The following is a 20,147-nucleotide window of genomic DNA, read 5'->3' as shown; positions in this document are numbered from 1 at the left end:
CTTGCCTTCAACTCATCTGCTGGCGCAGCCGCTCCAACGCCAATCTAATGCGCGACTTGATCGTTCCCAGTGGAAGGCCCGTTTCTGCGGCGATCTCGCTATGCGACAGATCGCCATAGAAGGCCCTTTCGATCAAGGCGCGCTGCTTTTCGGGCAACTGAGAGAGCGCGGCTCCCAGCCGTTCAGTATCCTGCTGCGCCTCGAGCACCTCTGCCTGATCGGGTTCAGGCTCGGGCCCCCAGGGCAGTTCTTCCGGTTCGGCCCGCCGCGCCTTGCGCAACGCGTCGATTCGCCGGTTGCGGGCAATGGTGAAGACCCAGGTCGCCACCGAAGCCCGCGACGGATCAAAGAGCGCCGCCTTCTGCCACAGCGTCGCCATGACATCCTGCGCACATTCCTCGGCCAGCGCTGCATCGGCGCCCGACTTCATCAGAAAGGCCTTCACCCTTGGGGCAAAGTGCCTAAACAGGGCGGCAAACGCCGCCTTGTCCTGATGGTCGCGCACACGACTGACCAGTGCCGCCCAATCCGTGTCAACCTCATCCGCCTGCACGCAGAGCTTTCCTTCCGGCGCCTAACCTTCTGTTCCGTCGCAGCATATTGCCACGCGATCAAAGGCGCATCCGATAATTTCGGCCCTGTGTACATCGAACATCATGGAACATTTACGTGACATGCTGTCGGATGGATCACACAGGGCTAAATGTTCTGACGAAAACCGATGTCAACCTATCAATGTAAAGAAATGCTGACAGGTTGATCCAATCCGTTCGCGGTCGCGTAGAACCGCCAAAGACCAGCAGGAGTGCGCCTATTCATGCCTTTCGAAACCCTCGGTTCCGTTCCCCGTCGTGTCGCTGTCATCGGGGGGGGCATCTCTGGCATGGCCGCCGCGCATCTTCTGGCCGATGATCACACGGTGGTCCTTTTCGAAGCCGAACCGCGGCTGGGCGGCCATGCCCGCACCGTGATCGCGGGCAAGAACAAGGATCAGCCGGTCGATACGGGCTTCATCGTCTTCAACAAGGTGAACTATCCAAACCTGCTGCGGATGTTCGACCGTCTCGATGTGCCTTACGTCGAAAGCAGCATGTCCTTCGGCGCATCCATCGGCGGGGGGCGGCTGGAATACGGGCTGGCCTCGCTCGACACGATCTTCGCACAGCGCAAGAACGCCCTGTCGCCCCGCTTTCTCGGGATGCTCACCGATATCCTGCGCTTCAACAAGAACGCCCTGTCGGTGGTGCGCCCGGACATGACGATCCGCGATCTCCTCGCGGCGCTGGGCACGGGCGACTGGTTCCGCGATTACTACATCACGCCGTTTTCCGGGGCGATCTGGTCCACGCCCACCAAGGGCATCCTCGATTTCCCTGCCCATGCCCTCGTGCGGTTCTTTGAAAACCACAACCTTCTTGACTACGAAGGCCAGCACCAATGGTACACCGTGAAGGGTGGATCCATCGAATATGTCCGCCGCCTGCAGGCATCGCTCGTCGGCCGGGGGGTCGATATCCGCCTCGGCGCGGCCGTCGCGGGCATCCGGCGCACCGAAGGCGGCGTCATGGTGCGGGTGCAGGGGGATGAGTGGGAACTCTTCGATGAGGTGATCCTCGCCACCCATTCCGACATCAGCCTGTCGCTCCTGTCCGATGCCACCCCTGCGGAACGCGCCGCGCTGGGTGCCGTGCGCTATCAGCCGAACCAAGCGATCCTGCACCGCGATCCGTCGGTCATGCCGAAGAATCGCAAATGCTGGTCCTCGTGGGTCTATGTGGAAGCGGCGGGCGGGCCGCGCGGGCGGATCGACCTGACCTATTGGATGAACTCGCTGCAACCCATCCCGATGGACGATCCGCTTTTCGTCACGCTGAACTCCAACGGCGGCATCGATGAACGGCTGATCGACGACGTAGTGACCTTCGATCACCCGGTCTACGATCTGGCCGCGATCGAGGCGCAGGCGAAGGTGCGGGCCATGAACGGCACGCAGAACACGTGGTTCGCCGGGGCCTGGATGCGCAACGGCTTTCACGAGGATGGCTTCGCCTCAGCGGTGGATGTGGTCGATGCGATGCGGGCCTCCGCCCGTGAAAGGGCGCTGGCGGCATGAGCGCCGTCGAACTGATCCGGGGTGAGACGTTTCATGGCCGTAAGGGCGCGGTCGCGAACAGCTTTCGCTACACCGTGGATTATGTGCTGCTCGATCCCGACCGCGCCGAGGGGCCGGGGCTTTTCTCGCGCAACCGTGGCAACCTGACCGCGATCCATGACGCCGATTTCGGCGGCCCGCCGGGGCAGGGCCGCGGCACGGCCTGGGTGCGCGAGGTGCTGGCCGCGCATGGCCTGCCGGGGGCGGATCAGATCCTGCTCCTCGGCCAGCCGCGCGTGCTTGGCCATGTCTTCAACCCGGTCAGCTTCTGGCTCTGCCACGATGACCGGGGCCAGCTGCGCACCGTCATCGCCGAGGTGACGAACACCTATGGCGACCGCCATTCCTATCTGTGCCACCGCGATGATCTGGCCCCGATCACCCGCAGCGACACGATCACCGCGCGCAAGATCTTCCACGTCTCGCCCTTTCAGCCGATCGAAGGGGGTTATGCCTTCCGCTTCGACATCCGGCCGGATCGGGTGGGCATCTGGATCGACTATTCCACGCAGGATGGCGGGTTGTTCACCAACCTGATCGGCCCGCGCGTCCCGCTGACCAATCTTGAGATCCTGCGCGCCACGCTCCGCCGCCCCTTGGGCAGCCGCCGCGTGCTGGCGCTGATCCACTGGCAGGCGCTGAAGCTGGCGGTAAAGGGCGTGAAGTTCCGCCACCGCCCGACCCCGCCGCCCGAGGAAGTGACCAGATGACCGCCGTCCTGCCTGTTTCCGCGCCCCGGGCAGGGCTTGCGGGGTGGAGCCTGTTTGCCGCGCTGATCGCGATGGCAGGCCTGCCGATCTATATCCACGCACCCAAATTCTATGTCGATACCTACGGCACCAGCCTTGCCGCGCTGGGCGGGGTGCTGGCGCTGTTGCGGCTGATCGACGTGGTGCAGGACCCGCTGCTCGGCTGGCTGGCCGAGGTGGGCCGGGCAAGGCGCGGCATGCTTGTCGCCATCGCTGCCGCGCTGATGGCGCTGGCGATGATCGGGCTTTTCGCCGTGACGCCGCCAGTGGCCCCGCTTCTGTGGTTCGCGCTGACGCTGACCCTGCTGTTTTCGGCCTTCTCCTTCCTGACCATCGCCTTCTACGCCGAAGGCGTGGCCAAGGCGGCCACGCTTGGCGAAAAGGGGCACCTGCGGCTGGCCGCCTGGCGTGAGGGTGGATCGCTGGCCGGGGTCTGCCTTGCCGCCGTCGCCCCTGTCGCGCTGGCCGCCCTGACCGATCAGCCCTTCACCGTGTTCGCCCTGATCTTCGCCGTGCTGGCGGTGGCCGCCACGCTGGCCATGCGCGGGCAATGGGCGGGCGGTGGCGCGGCCGTGTCAAACCCGCTGGCCGTGTTCCGCCCGGCGCTGGCCGACCCGCTGGCGCGGCGCCTGCTGCTGATCGCGCTGCTGAACGCCGCGCCGGTGGCGGTGACATCCACGCTGTTCCTCTTCTTCGTCGAAAGCCGCCTGATGGCCGCTGGGATGGAGGGGCCGCTCCTTCTGCTGTTCTTCCTGTCCGCCGCCATATCCACCCCGCTCTGGTCGCGCGCGGCACAGCGCTTTGGCGCCCGTCCCGCGCTTCTGTGCGGCATGGTCCTTGCGATCACGAGCTTTCTCTGGGCGGCCACGCTGGGGGCGGGCGACACGCTGGCCTTCGCCGTGATCTGCGCGGCCTCAGGCGCGGCCCTCGGGGCGGATATGGTGCTTCTGCCCGCGATCTTTGCCCGGCGTCTGGGCGAGTTGGGGCAGGGCGGCGAAGGGGCCGCCTTCGGCCTGTGGTCTTTCGTCTCGAAACTCTCGCTGGCGCTCGCCGCGGCGACGTTGCTGCCCGCGCTTCAGGCGGCCGGCTTCACGCCGGGCGCGGAAAACGCGCCGGATGCGCTTTTCGCCCTATCTGCCTTTTACGCGTTGGTTCCCTGCGCGCTGAAATTGCTGGCCATCGCGCTTTTGGCGGCCACCAGGATCCCTGAGGTCTGAGATGACATCGACGATGCTTGTGCTTCTTGGCGTTCTGCTGACACTGGCCCTTTTGGCGGTCAAAAGCCGCTATATCGGCTTTCGCAGCCAGCGGCCTGCCGATCTGGCCGGAACGGCCCCCCGCTTTGACCTGCGCACCCATCTTTCCGGTCCGATCCTGTGCGAAGGGGTGATCTACGGCCCCACGGGGCGCGTGGCATCCCGCTTCGTGGCCGAGATGGAAGGGGTGTGGGAGGGCAACTCCGGCGTGCTGAAGGAACGATTCCACTACGATTCCGGCCGGATCCAAGACCGGGAATGGCGGCTGATGCTGTCCAATGACGGGATGATCCGGGCCGAGGCGGATGATGTCGTCGGTCCCGGCGAAGGGCGGGCAGAGGGCGCAGGCGTGCAACTGCGCTACCGCATCAAGCTGGATGACGAGGCCGGAGGCCATGTCCTGAACGTGACCGACTGGATGTATCTGATGGAGAACGGCACCATCATGAATCGCAGCCAGTTCACCAAGTTCGGCATCACCGTGGCGGAACTGGTGGCCACGATGCGGCGCGTGCCGCGCTGACCAAGGCAAAGGGGTTCTGGGATGAGAGAGTTTCGCGGCAAACGCTACTGGCTCGTGGGGGCGTCCGAAGGGCTGGGCCTTGCTCTGGCGCAGCGCCTGTCGAATGCGGGGGCGGATCTTGTCCTGTCGGCACGTTCGGGTGACCGTCTGGCCGAGGCGATCGCCCTTCTGCCCGGTCGTGCCATTCCTGTCCCGGTCGATGTCGGATCGACGGACTCCGTCCGCAAGGCGGCGGATCAGATCGGCCCCGTGGATGGGGTGGTCTTTCTGGCCGGGGTCTATTGGCCCACCAAGGCGCAGGAATGGGATGCCGACGCGGTCGAGGCGATGTGCAACATCAACCTGACGGGCTGCGCCCGCGTCATGGGCGCCGTGGTGCCGCAGATGGTGGCGCGGGGATCGGGCCATATCGTGATCACCGGGTCGCTGTCGGGCTTTCGCGGCCTGCCGGGCGCCATCGGTTACTGCGCGTCCAAGGCTGGCACCATGTCGCTGGCGGAGTCGATGTATTGCGACCTGCGCGGATCGGGGATCGACGTGCAGCTGTGCAATCCCGGCTTCATCAAGACGCGCCTGACCGACAAGAACGATTTCCGCATGCCGCAGATCATGGAACCGGGGCAGGCGGCGCAGATCATGTATGAACACATGACCACCGACCACTTCTCCAACAGCTTTCCCGTGCCCTTCGCCTGGGTATTCCGGCTGTCGCAATTCCTGCCGAACTGGGCCTATTACCGCCTCTTTGCACCCAAGTAAGGACCAAATTTCTTCGAAGAAATTTGCAAAATCCTTCAAAGGATTTTGGCCTTCACAGGCCCAGCCGCACCATGAAGAACCCGTCCATCCCGCCCCGATCCGCCCACAGATCGGGGCGCAGGCGCAGCCCGCCTTCGGCTGTCCACCACGCCTCATCCACCCCCGGCAGCGCCACGCGCTCAACCCGCAGCCCCGGATGCCGTGCAAGCGCCGCCGCAAGCTGCCCCTCGCCCTCGTCAGGCAGCAGCGAGCAGGTGCAGAACACCACCCGCCCCCCGGGCCGCACCATCCCCAGCGCCCGGTCCAGCAGCCGCGCCTGCAACTCCACCAGCGCGGGCAGTTCCGATCCGTCCTTCACAAAGGGCAGATCGGGATGCCGCCGGATCGTCCCAGTGGCCGAGCAGGGCGCATCCAGAAGCACCGCGTCAAAGGCCTGATCGGGTTGCCACTCCAACGCATCCGCGGTGATCAGGTCCGCCGCCAGCCCGCAGCGCGACAGATTCTCGCGCAGCCGGGCCATGCGCGGCTCTGACAGGTCCACCGCCGTCACCGCCGCGCCGGCCGCGGCGAGTTGCAGCGTCTTCCCCCCCGGTGCCGCGCACAGGTCCAGCACCCGCTCGCCCGCCTGCGGTGCCAGCAGCCCCACCGCAAGCGCCGCCGCGGCATCCTGCACCCACCAGCCGCCCGCGGCATAACCGGGCAGGGCAGAGACCTGCCCCTTCTCCTCCAGCCGCAGCGTGCCGGTCGGCAGGACCGCACCCTCCGGCGCCTCGGCGCCCGCGCGCAGCGTCAGGTCGAGCGGGGGCGTCATGGCCTGCACCGCCTCCATCGCGGTCACCCCGTCCCGCCCATAGGCGTGAACCAGCGGCTGGCGCAGCCAGCGCGGCATCCGCTGCGGGGGCAATCCCGCGAAGGGATCGGCAGGCACCTTGCGCAGCACGGCATTCACCAGCCCGGCAAAAGGCGCGGTGCGCTTGCCGCGCCGCACGATCTCGACCGCCGCGTTCACCGCGCCATGCGCCGCGCCGCCAAGGGCGATTTCCACCACCGCCAGCCGCATCGCATCCCGCACCAGACGTGGAGGGGATTTGCGCAGATGGGGGGCCAGCACCTGATCGGCAGGTTCCACATGACGCAGCACCGCAAGGGCAAGGCGCTGCGCCCGCGCGCGATCCCCCGGCGGCAGGCCGGCAAGCGGCCCCTGCGGATCGGCCAGAACCTGCGCCATCAGCCGCCCTTCGCCCAACACGGCCCCCAGCAGACCCACCGCTGCCATACGTGCCGCCAAACCCTCTGATGCCATGACCCCGGCGCCCCTTGTTCCCTTGGCGTTCGGGCGTATATCAACCATGACGAACAGGGAACCCTTGCCATGACCGACACCGCGCGCCCCGACCTTCCGCCCGAAGCGCTCCGCGCCCTTGCCGAAGCGGAAGAGCGTCGCAAGAACGCCAAGACACAGCCCCTGCCTACCGAACTGGGCGGGCGCGATGGGCCGGAACCCGTGCGCTATGGCGATTGGGAAAAGAAGGGCCTGGCCATCGACTTCTGATCGCAGGCCTGCCCGGCAGCGGCCCGGCCTGCGTCAGCGCAACTTGAACGACGCCGAATCGCCCGCGCCCTTGTCTACGGTAAAGCGGATCTCTTCCCCGCCGCGCGCCTCGACCAGCTGGCAGTTCTGCGGGATCGGATAGCCCGACCAATCCATCTCGCGGCAGAAATACCCATCCCGCCATTCCCAGGTGCCGGTCACATCCCAGCCCAGGGCGCGTCCCTTGATTTCGCCATCCTCTTCCACGGTCAGCGAGATGCCGAACATCCCCAGACGCAGTTCCTTGTCCTGCACGGTCTGGACGAATTCGGAACGGTCGCTGATCCGGGAAAAGCCTTCGGCCAGCGCGGGCATCCCGGCGCAGGCGATCAGGGCAGAGACGAAGACGCGGTTCAGCATGGCGATGGCTCCGAACACATAGGACCAAGGCGTTACGACGCGGGCTTGTGAGCGGATCAATATCCGATCCGCATGACCTGTCAATTTCACGCTGTAGTGAAGGTTTATGTCGGCCTACAGCCCCAGCACATCCATCATGTCATACTGCCCGGGCTTCGCGCCCTGTCCCCACAGCGCCGCCCGCAGCGCCCCGCGCGCGAAGATCGCCCGGTCGGTCGCGACATGGCGCAGGATCACCCGTTCCCCATCGGCGGCGAAGATCACGTCATGTTCGCCCACGATATCGCCGCCCCGCACGGCGGCGATTCCGATCGCGCCCCGTTGCCGCGCGCCGGTGATCCCGTGCCGCCCGCTGTCCATTGCCGCGTCCAGATCGACGCCCCGCCCTTCGGCCGCCGCCCGGCCCAGCATCAGCGCCGTGCCAGACGGCGCATCCACCTTCATCCTGTGATGCGCCTCGACGATTTCCACATCCCAATCCTCGTCCAGTGCGGCGGCGATCTTCTGCGTCAGCCGCACCAGAAGGTTGACGCCAAGGCTCATGTTCCCCGCCCGCACCACCACCGCATGGCGCGCCGCTGCCTCGATCTTCGCCAGATGCGCCGCTTCCAGCCCTGTTGTGCCGATCACATGCACCGCCCGCGCCTGCGCGGCCAGCGCGGCAAATTCCACCGTCGCGGCGGGGGCGGTGAAGTCGATCACCGCCTGCGCCCGGGCAAAGGCCTCCAGCGGGTCATCCGTCACCGCCACGCCCAGCGGCCCGCCCCCCATGGCCACCCCGATATCCTGCCCGATCCAGCCATGCCCCGCGCGTTCCACACAGCCCACCAGCCGCGCCTTGCCGGACGCCGCGATGGTGCGCACCAGCATCTGCCCCATGCGCCCCGAGGCGCCCGTCACCACGATTCCCGGCAGATCGGCCATCACATCCTCCACGGCATTTCCCGCCCCTTTAGCCGCTGATCGCCCCCCGTGAAAGCCCGCCGTTGCGGGCGCATCGCAAAGCGCCTATGTGGGGCCTTATGTCGAACAAGCGCTTCACCTCGGGCAATGGCCCTTCGCAACGCCAGCTTCGCGTGGGCGAACTTATTCGCCGCACGCTGTCGGATGTGCTGAACCGGGCCGAGATTCACGATCCCGACCTGAACCGCATGTCCATCACCGTGGGCGAGGTGTCCTGTTCCCCCGACCTCAAGGTGGCGACAGTCTATGTCATGCCCCTGATGGGCTCTGTCCCGGTCGAGGATGCCATCGCCGCGCTGGCCCGCAACAAGGCCGAGTTGCGCCGCCGCGTCAGCGCCGAGATGACGCTGAAATACGCCCCCGACCTGCGCTTCCGGCCCGATGAGACGTTTGACCGGCTGGATGAAACCCGCCGCCTCTTTTCGGATGAAAAGGTCAAACGCGATCTCGCCGCGCCCGAGGACGACGAGCCCGAAGCGTAACCCCGTCACCTGTCGTGAAAGAAGTCGTGGATCGCCTGCGCCATCGCTTCGCTGATCCCGTCCACCGCCATCAGGTCCGATAGCCCCGCCCGCGACACGGCCTTCGCACTGCCGAAATGCGCCAGAAGCGCCCGCTTGCGCGTCGCGCCCACCCCCGGGATTTCGTCCAGCGGCGTGGCACCCACCGCCTTTGCCCGCTTGGCGCGATGCGCGCCATTGGCCCAGCGGTGCGCCTCGTCCCGCAGACGCTGCACGAAATACAGGACCGGGTCATTGCGCTGCAGGGCAAAGGGCGGCTCGCCGGGGCGGTGGAATTCCTCTTTCCCGGCATCGCGGTCGATCCCCTTGGCCACCCCGATATAGGGCACATCGTCCACGCCCAGTTCGGCCAGAATCTCGCCCACCGCCGACACCTGCCCCGCGCCGCCGTCGATCAGCAGCAGATCGGGCCAGCCTTCCGTCTTGCGCTCCGGGTCCTCTTTCAGCAGCCGCTCGAAGCGCCGGGTCAGCACTTCCTTCATCATGCCGAAATCGTCGCCCGCCTTGCCCGCCGCGCCCTTGATGTTGAACTTGCGATACTGCCCCTTGTTGAACCCGTCCGGCCCCGCGACGATCATGCCGCCCACGGCATCCGCCCCTTGGATATGCGCGTTGTCATAAACCTCGATCCGCCGGGGCGGTGCGTCCAGATCAAAGGCCTCGGCCAGCCCGGCCAGCAGCTTGGACTGCGCCGCCCCCTCGGCCATCCGCCGCGCGAGCGATTCCTTGGCGTTGCGCGCGGCGTTTTCCACCAGCTCGGCCTTCTCGCCACGCTGGGGGACCGCAAGTTCCACCTTGCGCCCGGCCCGTTCGGCCAGCAGGGCGGCCACCAGATCCTCATTCTCCACGGGATGCGACAGCAGGATCAGGCGCGGCGGATCCTTGTCGTCGTAGAACTGGGTGACGAACGCCTCAAGGATCTCGCTCTCCTCCGCGCCTGACCCCGTGCGCGGATAGAAATCCCGGTTGCCCCAGCTTTGGTTCGCCCGGATGAAGAAGACCTGCACGCAGGCCTGCCCGCCTTCCAGATGCAGCGCGATCACATCTGCCTCGGGCACCCCGCGCGGGTTGATGCCTTGCGCCGATTGCACCTGCGTCAGCGCGCGGATGCGGTCGCGCAAGGCCGCTGCGCGTTCGAATTCCATCGCCTCTGACGCCTCGGCCATCTGGCTGGCCAGTTGCGCCTGCACCTCGGTCGATTTGCCCTCAAGGAACCGTTCGGCATCCGACACCTGCGCCTGATACTGCGCAGGCGTCACCCGCCCCACGCAGGGCGCGGAACAGCGCTTGATCTGGAACAGAAGGCAGGGCCGCGTGCGGCTTTCGAACATCGCATCCGAACAGTTCCGCAACAGGAACACCTTCTGCAACTGGTTCAGCGTGCGGTTCACCGCCCCCGCACTGGCGAAGGGGCCGAAATAGCTTCCCTTCTCGCTCCGCTTGCCGCGATGCTTCTTGATCTGGGGAAAGGTATGTTCCTTGCCGATCAGGATGTTCGGGAAAGACTTGTCATCCCGCAAAAGCACGTTGTAGCGCGGCTTCAGCTGCTTGATCAGGTTCTGCTCCAGAAGCAGCGCCTCGGTCTCTGTCCGCGTGGTCAGGAACATCATCGACGCGGTTTCTGAAATCATCCGCGCGATGCGCCCCGAATGGCCCGACGGGCGCGCATAGTTCGACACCCGCGCCTTCAGGTTGCGCGCCTTGCCGACGTAAAGCACCTCGGCCTTGGCGTTCAGCATCCGATAGACGCCCGGCGATGCGTCCAGCGTGCGCAGATAGCCCTGGATCACATCATGGCCGAGCGGCACCTTCTGGCCCGCTTCGATCTCTGCCGATGCGCTGTCCTGCGGTTCGTCCGACATGGGGTTTACAGTCTATTCCGATGGCAACGATTCTGCGTTCTCGCTGCAACGGCCAAGGGCCAAGAGCAAGAGCAAAGCTGTCCACGCTTTTTGTGGATAAGTCTGCGGGAAAGTTTTTGGCATGGCGGATTTTCCCTTGTTTTTCGCTGGATTCCTAGATCTGCCTAAAAAAAGGGCAAAAACTTAACCTATTGAAATCAAATGAAAGAATTTTGATCGGGCGGCAAATACCTGAAAAACTTAGGGATTTTGTAACGGATCAGTAACCATATCGAGAGAAGTGGACAACTTTGCCAAAGTCACCTGACAACCCGCTGTCATGCCTACTCCACATCCACCACATCGGGCGTCTGCCACGCCAGATGCTGCCCCCCGTCCACCGCGATCATCTGCCCCGTCACGGCGGGTGCATCGAGGAAAAATCCAAGCGCCGCCGTGATATCGCCGGGGTTCGCGCCCCGCCTCAGGACCGTCGCCGCGCGCTGGCGGGCAAAGGCCTCGGCCGTCTGGCGGCCGCCCTGCAGCGTCGGCCCCGGGCCGATGGCATTGACCCGCACCCGTGGCGCCAGCCCCTGCGCCGCCGTCTGTGTCAGCGCCCACAGCCCGGCTTTCGCAACCGTGTAGCTGGCAAATTCCGGCGTCAGCTTCCAGACGCGCTGATCCACCATGTTCACCACCAGCGCCTGCGCCACGGGTTCCCCCGCCGCATCCGTCACGGGATCGGGCGCCTGCGCGGCAAAGCGCTGGATCAGGACGAACGGCGCGCGCAGGTTGGATTCGACATGCCGGTCCCAGCTGCTGCGCGTCGCCGTCTCGAAGCTGTCATGTTCAAAGATCGACGCATTGTTGACCAGCACGCTCAGCGGCCCGCCCAGCGCCGCCGCCGCCCGCCCGACCAGCGCCTCGGTCTGCGCCTCGATCAGGATATCGGCGTCCAGCGTCACGGCCTGCCGTCCCATCGCGCGGATCTCGGCCGCCACTGCCTCGGCCTCGGTGGCGCTTCCGGCATAGTGCACCGCCACATCATGCCCGCGCTGCGCCAGATACAGCGCCATCGCGCGCCCCAGACGACGCCCCGCCCCCGTTACCAATGCCCGCATCTCAGCCCTTCTTGCCGCAATCACATCCGCCCTTGCCGATGAGATAGCGCCCGCAGTCCCGGCAGCGAGAGGGTTTCGCAAGAACGGCCCGTTTTGAAATCGCCCGGTTTATCGCCCCGGGAAACAGCCATTTCCCGATCAGCCCGATCAGCGCCATGCCCCCCAGAAACAGGATAAAGACCTTGATCAGCATCCTACAGCCCGAACCGCGCCCAAAGCGCGCGCTCTTCCACGCCCTGAAGCAGCCCGTCCGTCGCCGCCATGCCAAGGCGCTGCAACAACCCCCGCTTCTGACCATAGGGAACGAGACGGACCTTCTCGCCGTACATTTCCATCAGCTTGGGCCGCAGATGGGCCACGCCATCCACCAGCCCCACCTCCACCGCCTTCTGCCCCACCCAGACATCGGCGTTGAACAGGTCTGCCGTCATATCCAGCCGCGCCCCGCGCCGCGCCCTCACATGGTCGATGAAGGCGGCATGGATCGGCTCCTGCAACCGCTTCAGCCGCTCCACATCCTCGGGCTTCTGGGGCAGGAAGGGATCGGCAAAGCTTTTCGACTTGCCCGCCGTCACCACCCGCCGCTCGATCCCCTGCCGCGCCATGAATTCAGGAAATCCGAAGGACGCAAAGCTCACCCCGATCGACCCCACGATGGAGGACGCATCCACCCAGATGTCATCCGCCGCACAGGCCAGCCAATAGCCGCCCGATGCCGCCACATCCTCGACAAAGGCATGGACGGGGATCTTCTTCTCCTCCGCCAGCCGCCGCACCCGCGCCGCGATCAGCGACGACTGCACCGCCGATCCGCCGGGCGAGTTGATGACCAAGGCCACCGCCGCAGGCTTGCCCCGCGCAAAGGCGCGCTCGATCAGCGGCGCCACCGTCTGGTCGTTCAGGCCCCGCGTCCCCATGCCGATCGCGCCTTGCAGGCGGATCACGGGAACCATGGCCGGTTTCGGGATAAAGGGGATGAAGCGTTTCATGTCCCAACAGCTAAGCCTCCCCCGCCATGCGGACAAGGGGTGGTTGAGGGGCGCTTTCGGGCTGCTCAAGGGGCGCTTGCAGTGCGGGGGCGAATGACGGCAGGCTCGTCACATGATCGACAAGCTGGAAATGTTCATCGCCCTCGCCCAGGAACGCCATTTCGGCCGCGCAGCCGAAGCCTGCGGCGTGACCCAACCCACCCTCTCTTCCGCCATCCGGCAACTAGAGGATCAGCTGGGCGTGCAGCTTGTCTTTCGCGGCAGCCGCTTTCAGGGGCTGACGCCGGAAGGCCAGCGCGTGCTGGATTGGGGCCGCCGCATCGTGGGCGACATGCGCGCGCTGAAGGACGAAATGCGCACCGTCCGCGCCGGGCTGTCGGGCAACCTCCGGCTGGGCGTCATCCCCACGGCCCTGCCCATGGTCGCGGGCCTGACCGCCCCCTTCACCGCGCGGCATCCGAATGTCCGCGTCTCCATCCTGTCGCGCACCAGTGCCGAAATCCTCACCGGGATCGAATCCCTCGATCTGGATGCCGGGATCACCTATCTCGACAACGAACCGCTGGGGCGGGTGGCGCAGGTGCCGCTTTACGCCGAATTCTACCGCTATCTCTGCGCCCCCGGCACCGCGCTGGCCGACCGCGATCAGGTGTCGTGGTCGGAAGTGACCGAACAACCGCTCTGCCTGCTGACGGGCGACATGCAGAACCGCCGCATCGTCAACCAGCATCTGGCCGAGGCCGGGGCGGCCGTGGTCCCGCAGATCGAATCGAACTCCACCATCGCGCTGACCAGCCATGTGCTGACCGGGCGCTGGGCCTCCATCGTGCCACGGCAACTCGCGCAGATGTTCACGGCGGGGGGGCAGCTCCGTTCCATCCCCATCGTGGAGCCAGAGGTGGAACATCTGGTGGGCCTGATCACCGCCCGCCGCGACCCCCTCACCCCCGTCCTCGCCGCCCTGATCGCCGAGGCAGAGCGCTTCGCCAAGACAACCAACCCTTCCAACTGACAAACCCCAGCCTGGATTTGATAGACAGCATCTATCAAACAACGGGAACTCTATATTGATTTCCCTATCGCTTGGTATATCCCGGTATACAGCTACCGAGGAAGGCCGCCGATGACGCAGACCAGCACCGAAATCGCCGCGCGGGTGGGGGAAATCCTTGACGCGCATGAGGGGGTGGAGGGCGCGCTTCTGCCGATCCTCCACGCCATCCAGGCCGCCTATGGCTATGTGCCCCGCGACGCCCTGCCCATCATCGCCAAACGGCTGAACCTGACCCGGGCCGAGGTGCATGGCGTGATGTCCTTCTACCACGACTTCCGCGAAGATCCGGCGGGCAAGCATGTGCTGAAGCTCTGCCGGGCCGAGGCCTGCCAGGCCATGGGCGGCGACCGCGTGGCGCAACACGCACAGAACCGCCTCGGCATCGAATGGCACGAAACCACCAAGGATGGCCGCATTACGCTGGAACCTGTGTTCTGCCTTGGCCTTTGCGCTTGCGCCCCTGCCGCGCTGGTGGATGGCAAGGTGGTGGGTCGCGTGGATGAGGCCCGCCTTGACGCGATCATCGAAGGGGTGCGCTGATGAAGATCTACGTCCCCCGCGACGCCGCCGCCCGTGGCCTTGGTGCCGATGACGTCGCCGCCGCGATTCTGGCCGAGGCGGGAAAGCGCAACATCCCCGTCGAACTCATCCGCAACGGATCGCGCGGGATGGTCTGGCTGGAACCGCTGGTCGAGGTTGCCAGCGATGCCGGCCGCCTTGCCTTTGGTCCCATGACCCCCGCCGATGTGCCCGCGCTCTTTGCCGATCTCGCGCAGCACCCCAAGGCGCTCGGCCTGACCGAGGCGCTGCCCTGGATGGCGAAACAGACCCGCCTTACCTTCGCCCGCGTCGGCGTGATCGACCCCCTGTCGCTGGCGGATTACGAATCCCACGGCGGGCTTGTCGGCCTGCGCCGCGCGCTGACGATGGACAGCGCCGCCATCGTGGCCGAGGTCACCGAAAGCGGGCTGCGCGGCCGGGGCGGCGCGGGTTTCCCCACCGGCATCAAGTGGAAAACGGTGGCCGAGGCGAAGGCCGACCGGAAATACATCGTGTGCAACGCGGATGAAGGCGACAGCGGCACCTTTGCCGACCGGATGCTGATGGAGGGCGACCCCTTCACCCTGATCGAAGGCATGGCGATCGCAGGCATTGGCACCGGCGCGACCAAGGGCTTCGTCTATCTCCGCTCCGAATACCCGGATGCGATCGAGGTGATGACCGCCGCCGTTGAAATCGCCCGGCAATCAGGTCTCCTCGGCCCCTCCGTCCTCGGTTCGGGCAAGGCCTTCGACATGGAGATCCGCACCGGCGCGGGCGCCTATGTCTGCGGCGAGGAAACCTCGCTTCTGAATTCGCTGGAAGGCAAGCGCGGCATCGTCCGCGCCAAGCCGCCGCTGCCCGCGCTGCAAGGCTTCATGGGCAAGCCGACGGTGGTGAACAACGTCATCTCGCTGGCCACCATCCCGGTGATCTTTGAAAAGGGCGCAGGCTTCTACAAGGATTTCGGCCTTGGCCGGTCGCGCGGCACCATCCCGCTGCAAATCGCGGGCAACGTGAAACATGGCGGGCTGTTCGAGGTGGCCTTCGGCCTGACCCTGGGTGAGATCGTCGATGTGATCGGCGGGGGCACCGCCACGGGCCGCCCGGTCAAGGCCGTGCAGGTGGGTGGCCCGCTGGGTGCCTATTTCCCCCGCAGCCTGTTCGACACCCCTTTCGGCTATGAAGAATTCGGCGCGAAAGAGGGGCTCATCGGCCATGCCGGCCTCGTCATCTTTGACGAAACCGCCGACATGCTGAAACAGGCGCGCTTCGCGATGGAATTCTGCGCCATCGAAAGCTGCGGCAAATGCACCCCCTGCCGCATCGGCGCCGTGCGCGGCGTGGAAACCGTGGACCGCATCGCCAAGGGCGACACGGGCGCGATCCCGCTGCTGACCGATCTCTGCAACACCATGAAATCCGGCTCGCTCTGCGCGCTGGGCGGCTTCACCCCCTATCCGGTGATGTCCGCGCTCACCCACTTCCCCGACGACTTCAGCCCCGCGATGAAAGAGGCGGCGGAATGACCGAAAAGGTGCAGGGACCCGCGTCCTACTTCCCTTCCATCGAGGCGAAATACGGCCAGCCGATGCAGCACTGGTTCGACCAGATCGCCGCGATGCTGGACCGCCCGCATATGCAGATCGTTTCCTTCCTGAAGGAAACCCACGCGATGGGCCACGGCCATGCCAATGCCATCGTCGCCCACCAGCTTGCCCAGAAGAAGAAGGGTGCCTGAGATGAAAGACTTCATCATCCCCGACCGCGATTTCGGCACACCCGCCGCGAAATCCAAGGCCATGGTGACCCTCACCATCGACGGCTTCGACGTCACGGTCCCCGAAGGCACCTCCATCATGCGCGCCGCCGCCGAAATCGGGATCTCCGTCCCGAAACTCTGCGCGACCGACAGCCTCGATGCCTTCGGCTCCTGCCGCCTTTGCCTTGTGGAAATCGAAGGCCGCAACGGCACCCCCGCCTCTTGCACGACGCCTGTCGCCCCGGGGATCAAGGTCCACACCCAGAATGCCAAGCTGAAACAGCTGCGCCGTGGCGTGATGGAGCTTTATATCTCCGACCACCCGCTCGACTGCCTGACCTGCGCCGCCAATGGCGATTGCGAATTGCAGGACATGGCAGGCGCCGTCGGCCTGCGCGACGTGCGCTATGAGGCGGGCGAAAACCATTTCGAGGTTCGCAACACCTCGGGCGAAAAGAACCCCAACTGGCTGCCCAAGGACGACTCCAACCCCTACTTCGCCTATGACCCGGCGAAATGCATCGTCTGTTCGCGCTGCGTCCGCGCCTGCGAGGAAATCCAGGGCACCTTCGCCCTGACGATCGAAGGCCGCGGCTTCGACAGCCGCGTGTCCTTCGGCGCCAAGACCGACACGGCCCTCACCTCCGACTGCGTCTCCTGCGGGGCCTGCGTGCAGGCCTGCCCGACCGGCACCCTGCAAGAGAAATCCGTCATCGACATCGGCACCCCCGACCGGTCGGTCATCACCACCTGCGCCTATTGCGGCGTCGGCTGCTCTTTCAAGGCGGAAATGCGCGGCGATGAACTGGTCCGCATGACGCCCTACAAGCACGGCAAGGCCAACCGTGGCCATTCCTGCGTCAAGGGCCGCTTCGCCTATGGCTATGCCAGCCACAAGGACCGCATCCTGTCGCCCATGATCCGCGACAGCATCAACGACCCGTGGCAAGAGGTGACATGGGCCGAGGCGATGGAATTCGCCTCCAACCGCATGAAAGGCATCATCGCGAAATACGGGCGTCATTCGGTGGGCGTCATCACCTCGTCCCGCTGCACGAATGAAGAGGCCTATCTCGTCCAGAAACTGACCCGTGCGGTGTTCCAGAACAACAACACCGACACCTGCGCCCGCGTCTGCCATTCGCCCACCGGATACGGTCTGGGCCAGACCTTCGGCACCAGCGCCGGCACGCAGGATTTCGACAGCGTCGAACAGACCGATGTCGTCATCCTGATCGGCGCGAACCCGACCGACGGCCACCCGGTCTTTGCCAGCCGCCTGAAGAAGCGGCTGCGGCAAGGCGCCAAGCTGATCGTGATCGACCCGCGCCGCATCGACCTTGTCGATAACTCCGCCCACATTCGGGCCGCCCAACACCTGGCCCTGACGCCGGGCACCAATGTGGCCGTGGTCACCGCGCTGGCCCATGTCATCGTCACCGAAGGCCTGTTTGATGAGGCCTTCATCCGTGACCGCTGCGACTGGGATGAATTCCAGGATTATGCCGAATTTGTCTCTGACCCCCGCCATTCGCCCGAAGCCACGCAATTCCTGACCGGCGTGAAGGCGGATGAACTGCGCGCCGCGGCCCGGCTTTATGCCAAGGGCGGCAATGGGGCGATCTATTACGGCCTTGGCGTGACGGAACATTCCCAAGGCTCCACCACCGTCATCGGCATCGCCAACCTTGCCATGCTGACGGGCAATGTCGGCCGCCCCGGCGTGGGCGTGAACCCGCTGCGCGGGCAGAACAACGTGCAAGGCTCCTGCGACATGGGGTCATTCCCGCACGAACTGCCCGGCTATCGGCATGTGAAGAACGATCAGGTCCGTGAAGTCTTTGAATCCCTCTGGGGCGTGAAGATCGACAACGAACCCGGCCTGCGCATCCCCAACATGCTGGATGCGGCGGTGGAAGGCACCTTTAAGGGCCTGTACTGCCAGGGTGAAGACATCCTGCAATCCGACCCCGACACGAAACATGTGGCGGCGGGCCTTGCGGCGATGGATTGCGTCATCGTTCACGACCTCTTCCTGAACGAGACGGCAAACTATGCCCATGTCTTCTTCCCCGGTTCCTCCTTCCTGGAAAAAGACGGCACCTTCACCAATGCCGAACGCCGCATCAACCGCGTGCGCAAGGTGATGGCGCCCCGTCAGGGCTATGCCGATTGGGAAGTGACGCAGATGTTCGCCCAAGCCATGGGCGCCGACTGGCACTATACCCACCCGTCCCAGATCATGGACGAAATCGCCCTGCTGACCCCGTCCTTCGCGGGCGTCAGCTATGAGCGGCTGGAAGAACTGGGATCGGTGCAATGGCCCTGCAATGAGAAGGCGCCGGAAGGCACGCCGCTGATGCACATCGACGGGTTCGTGCGCGGCAAGGGCAAGTTCATCGTCACCGAATATGTGGCGACGGATGAAAAGACCGGCCCGCGCTTCCCGCTGCTGCTGACGACAGGGCGGATCCTGTCGCAATACAACGTGGGCGCGCAGACGCGGCGGACGGAGAATGTCGTCTGGCATGCCGAGGATGTGCTGGAAATCCACCCCCATGATGCCGAACTGCGCGGCGTGCGCGATGGGCAATTCGTGAAACTTGCGTCCCGCTCTGGCGAAACCTCGCTGCGGGCCAAGATCACGGATCGCGTCTCGCCCGGTGTGGTCTACACGACCTTCCACCACCCGACGACGCAGGCCAATGTCATCACCACCGATTTCTCGGACTGGGCGACCAACTGCCCGGAATACAAGGTGACAGCGGTGCAGGTGTCGCCCTCCAACGGGCCCACCGAATGGCAAGAGGAATACGCCGCACAGGCCGAAGCCTCGCGCCGCATCCTGGCGGCCGAGTGATGGAGACCGCCCGCCGCCTTCCGCGCCTGAGCTTTGCCTCTGGCGGCATCGAGCAGGGGTCGCGCCCCCTGCCCGAAGAGGTGGCGGTCGCGCTCTCCTTCAACGGGTCCACGCAGGCGGTGATGATGGCCACGCCGGATGATCTGGTGGATTTCGCCTATGGCTTCGCCCTGACCGAAGGCATCGCCACCCCCGATCAGATCGACAGTGTCGAGATCGTCCCCGCCGGTGACGGGATCGACGTGCAGATCTGGCTGAGGGACGATGCCGAACAGCGCCTTGCCGCGCGCCGCCGCAGCATGGCGGGGCCGGTGGGGTGTGGCCTCTGCGGGATCGACAGCATCGAACAGGCCATGCGCCCCGTGGCACAGATCGCGCCATCCCCCCTGCGCATGACGCCCGCGCAGGTGATGCGGGCGGTGGCCGCGCTGACCGATCGGCAGCCGCTGCACGACTACACCCGCGCCGCCCATTGCGCCGCCTATTGGACGGCGGAAGGCATCGTCGTGGCCCGCGAAGACGTGGGCCGCCACAACGCGCTGGACAAGCTGGCAGGCCATGTGATCCGCGCAGGCTATGCCCAGGGCGCAGTGGTGCTGACCAGCCGTGTGTCCATCGACATGGTGCAGAAGGTCTGCGCCCTTGGCGCACCGATCCTGATCGCCGTGTCGGCCCCCACGGCCCCTGCCGTGGACCTTGCCGAAGAGGCGGGTCTGACCCTGATCGCCCTCGCCCGGCCTGACCGGTTCGAGGTTTTCACCCATTCCGACCGACTGATGGAGACCGCCCATGTCCGCTGATGCGCATGAAAAGCTGATCTACATGGCGAACCAGATTTCGAAATTCTTCGAATCCAAGCCCCATGCCGAAGGCGTGGCGGGCATCGCCGCCCATATCAACGATTTCTGGGAACCCCGGATGCGGCGGTACCTGTTCGAGGTGGTGGATGCCGGTGGCGCGGGCCTGCGCCCGCTGGTGCTGGAAGCCACGTGCAGCATCCGCCGTCCCACCCCCGAACACGCCTGATCCGGCGGAGCGGCGTTCCGCCGCGTTCCCCTTCAGTCGCGGGCCGCCTGCGCGCCTCCTCTGTGTGCAGGGGGCGTTAA

22 protein-coding genes are annotated in these 20,147 nt (G+C 65.7%); 14 read left to right on the top strand and 8 right to left on the bottom strand.

Annotated elements, in window-relative coordinates; translation table 11 throughout:
• Positions 1–7 precede the first annotated feature (7 nt).
• On the bottom strand, positions 8–553 hold the full coding sequence (locus GU920_RS06315; protein WP_161766079.1) for a sigma-70 family RNA polymerase sigma factor: 546 nt from the start codon (positions 551–553) through the stop codon (positions 8–10).
• 264 nt (positions 554–817) lie between these two features.
• Between GU920_RS06315 and GU920_RS06310 the strand changes: the two genes are divergently transcribed.
• From GU920_RS06310 to GU920_RS06290, 5 genes are read left to right on the top strand one after another with little or no spacing between them, the layout of a single operon-like run.
• The gene (locus GU920_RS06310) at positions 818–2,113 is read left to right on the top strand and encodes an NAD(P)/FAD-dependent oxidoreductase (protein WP_161766078.1); all 1,296 of its coding nucleotides are present in this window, start codon (positions 818–820) and stop codon (positions 2,111–2,113) included.
• A complete protein-coding gene (locus tag GU920_RS06305) occupies positions 2,110–2,862 on the top strand; it encodes a DUF1365 domain-containing protein (protein WP_161766077.1) in 753 nt (250 codons plus the stop codon). The genes GU920_RS06310 and GU920_RS06305 overlap by 4 nt, the downstream gene beginning before the upstream one ends.
• Positions 2,859–4,118, top strand: a complete 1,260-nt coding sequence (locus GU920_RS06300) for an MFS transporter (RefSeq protein WP_161766076.1) — start codon at positions 2,859–2,861, stop codon at positions 4,116–4,118. Before GU920_RS06305 ends, GU920_RS06300 begins: the two co-directional genes overlap by 4 nt.
• 1 nt (position 4,119) lies before the next feature.
• Entirely contained in the window at positions 4,120–4,680 is a 561-nt protein-coding gene (locus GU920_RS06295; RefSeq protein ID WP_161766075.1) for a DUF3833 domain-containing protein, read from the top strand.
• Between the two features lie 21 nt (positions 4,681–4,701).
• A complete protein-coding gene (locus GU920_RS06290; RefSeq protein WP_161766074.1) occupies positions 4,702–5,439 on the top strand; it encodes an SDR family NAD(P)-dependent oxidoreductase in 738 nt (245 codons plus the stop codon).
• 52 nt (positions 5,440–5,491) lie between these two features.
• On the opposite strand, the gene GU920_RS06285 is transcribed toward GU920_RS06290, so the two are convergent.
• Positions 5,492–6,742, bottom strand: a complete 1,251-nt coding sequence (locus tag GU920_RS06285; protein ID WP_161766073.1) for an RsmB/NOP family class I SAM-dependent RNA methyltransferase — start codon at positions 6,740–6,742, stop codon at positions 5,492–5,494.
• Positions 6,743–6,811: 69 nt separating this feature from the next.
• Between GU920_RS06285 and GU920_RS06280 the strand changes: the two genes are divergently transcribed.
• Positions 6,812–6,991: a DUF1674 domain-containing protein gene (locus GU920_RS06280; RefSeq protein ID WP_161766072.1), complete on the top strand. Its 180-nt coding sequence runs from the start codon at positions 6,812–6,814 to the stop codon at positions 6,989–6,991.
• A gap of 33 nt (positions 6,992–7,024) precedes the next feature.
• On the opposite strand, the gene GU920_RS06275 is transcribed toward GU920_RS06280, so the two are convergent.
• Positions 7,025–7,450, bottom strand: coding sequence for a dihydrodipicolinate reductase (locus GU920_RS06275; protein ID WP_235933091.1), 426 nt, complete (start codon positions 7,448–7,450; stop codon positions 7,025–7,027).
• Between the two features lie 54 nt (positions 7,451–7,504).
• Positions 7,505–8,314 carry a 4-hydroxy-tetrahydrodipicolinate reductase gene (gene dapB / locus GU920_RS06270; protein ID WP_161766552.1) on the bottom strand — a complete coding sequence of 270 codons (810 nt, stop codon included), beginning with the start codon at positions 8,312–8,314 and terminating at the stop codon, positions 7,505–7,507.
• 98 nt (positions 8,315–8,412) lie between these two features.
• Between dapB and rbfA the strand changes: the two genes are divergently transcribed.
• Positions 8,413–8,835, top strand: coding sequence for a 30S ribosome-binding factor RbfA (gene rbfA / locus GU920_RS06265; protein WP_161766070.1), 423 nt, complete (start codon positions 8,413–8,415; stop codon positions 8,833–8,835).
• Positions 8,836–8,840: 5 nt separating this feature from the next.
• Here rbfA and uvrC read toward each other — a convergent pair whose 3' ends face one another.
• From uvrC to GU920_RS06245, 4 genes are all read right to left on the bottom strand, one after another.
• The gene (gene uvrC, locus GU920_RS06260) at positions 8,841–10,736 is read right to left on the bottom strand and encodes an excinuclease ABC subunit UvrC (protein ID WP_161766069.1); all 1,896 of its coding nucleotides are present in this window, start codon (positions 10,734–10,736) and stop codon (positions 8,841–8,843) included.
• A gap of 323 nt (positions 10,737–11,059) precedes the next feature.
• The gene (locus tag GU920_RS06255) at positions 11,060–11,836 is read right to left on the bottom strand and encodes an SDR family oxidoreductase (RefSeq protein WP_161766068.1); all 777 of its coding nucleotides are present in this window, start codon (positions 11,834–11,836) and stop codon (positions 11,060–11,062) included.
• A 1-nt stretch (position 11,837) separates the two neighbouring features.
• On the bottom strand, positions 11,838–11,993 hold the full coding sequence (locus GU920_RS06250; protein ID WP_235933089.1) for a hypothetical protein: 156 nt from the start codon (positions 11,991–11,993) through the stop codon (positions 11,838–11,840).
• Positions 11,994–12,030: 37 nt separating this feature from the next.
• Positions 12,031–12,825: a S49 family peptidase gene (locus GU920_RS06245; protein WP_201743979.1), complete on the bottom strand. Its 795-nt coding sequence runs from the start codon at positions 12,823–12,825 to the stop codon at positions 12,031–12,033.
• Positions 12,826–12,937: 112 nt separating this feature from the next.
• Here GU920_RS06245 and GU920_RS06240 point away from each other — a divergent pair, with 112 nt between their 5' ends.
• The 7 genes from GU920_RS06240 to GU920_RS06210 all read left to right on the top strand — a co-directional run bounded on the left by GU920_RS06240 (position 12,938) and on the right by GU920_RS06210 (position 20,067).
• Positions 12,938–13,837: a LysR family transcriptional regulator gene (locus tag GU920_RS06240; protein ID WP_161766066.1), complete on the top strand. Its 900-nt coding sequence runs from the start codon at positions 12,938–12,940 to the stop codon at positions 13,835–13,837.
• Positions 13,838–13,948: 111 nt separating this feature from the next.
• Positions 13,949–14,419, top strand: a complete 471-nt coding sequence (locus tag GU920_RS06235) for a formate dehydrogenase subunit gamma (protein ID WP_161766065.1) — start codon at positions 13,949–13,951, stop codon at positions 14,417–14,419.
• Positions 14,419–15,948 (top strand): formate dehydrogenase beta subunit, encoded by a 1,530-nt coding sequence (locus GU920_RS06230; RefSeq protein WP_161766064.1) that lies wholly within the window; start codon positions 14,419–14,421, stop codon positions 15,946–15,948. Before GU920_RS06235 ends, GU920_RS06230 begins: the two co-directional genes overlap by 1 nt.
• A complete protein-coding gene (locus GU920_RS06225) occupies positions 15,945–16,160 on the top strand; it encodes a DUF4287 domain-containing protein (RefSeq protein ID WP_161766063.1) in 216 nt (71 codons plus the stop codon). Before GU920_RS06230 ends, GU920_RS06225 begins: the two co-directional genes overlap by 4 nt.
• Before the next feature lies 1 nt (position 16,161).
• Complete coding sequence (gene fdhF / locus GU920_RS06220; protein ID WP_161766062.1) at positions 16,162–19,041, top strand: formate dehydrogenase subunit alpha; 2,880 nt, start codon at positions 16,162–16,164, stop codon at positions 19,039–19,041.
• On the top strand, positions 19,041–19,841 hold the full coding sequence (gene fdhD, locus GU920_RS06215) for a formate dehydrogenase accessory sulfurtransferase FdhD (RefSeq protein ID WP_161766061.1): 801 nt from the start codon (positions 19,041–19,043) through the stop codon (positions 19,839–19,841). The genes fdhF and fdhD overlap by 1 nt, the downstream gene beginning before the upstream one ends.
• A complete protein-coding gene (locus GU920_RS06210) occupies positions 19,831–20,067 on the top strand; it encodes a formate dehydrogenase subunit delta (protein ID WP_161766060.1) in 237 nt (78 codons plus the stop codon). The genes fdhD and GU920_RS06210 overlap by 11 nt, the downstream gene beginning before the upstream one ends.
• Positions 20,068–20,147 lie beyond the last annotated feature (80 nt).

The sequence above is a fragment of the Paragemmobacter ruber genome, assembly GCF_009908315.1.
Taxonomy (GTDB): domain Bacteria; phylum Pseudomonadota; class Alphaproteobacteria; order Rhodobacterales; family Rhodobacteraceae; genus Paragemmobacter; species Paragemmobacter ruber.
The sequence above is the reverse complement of the archived record's forward strand: the minus strand, read 5'-3'. Positions and strand labels throughout refer to the sequence as shown.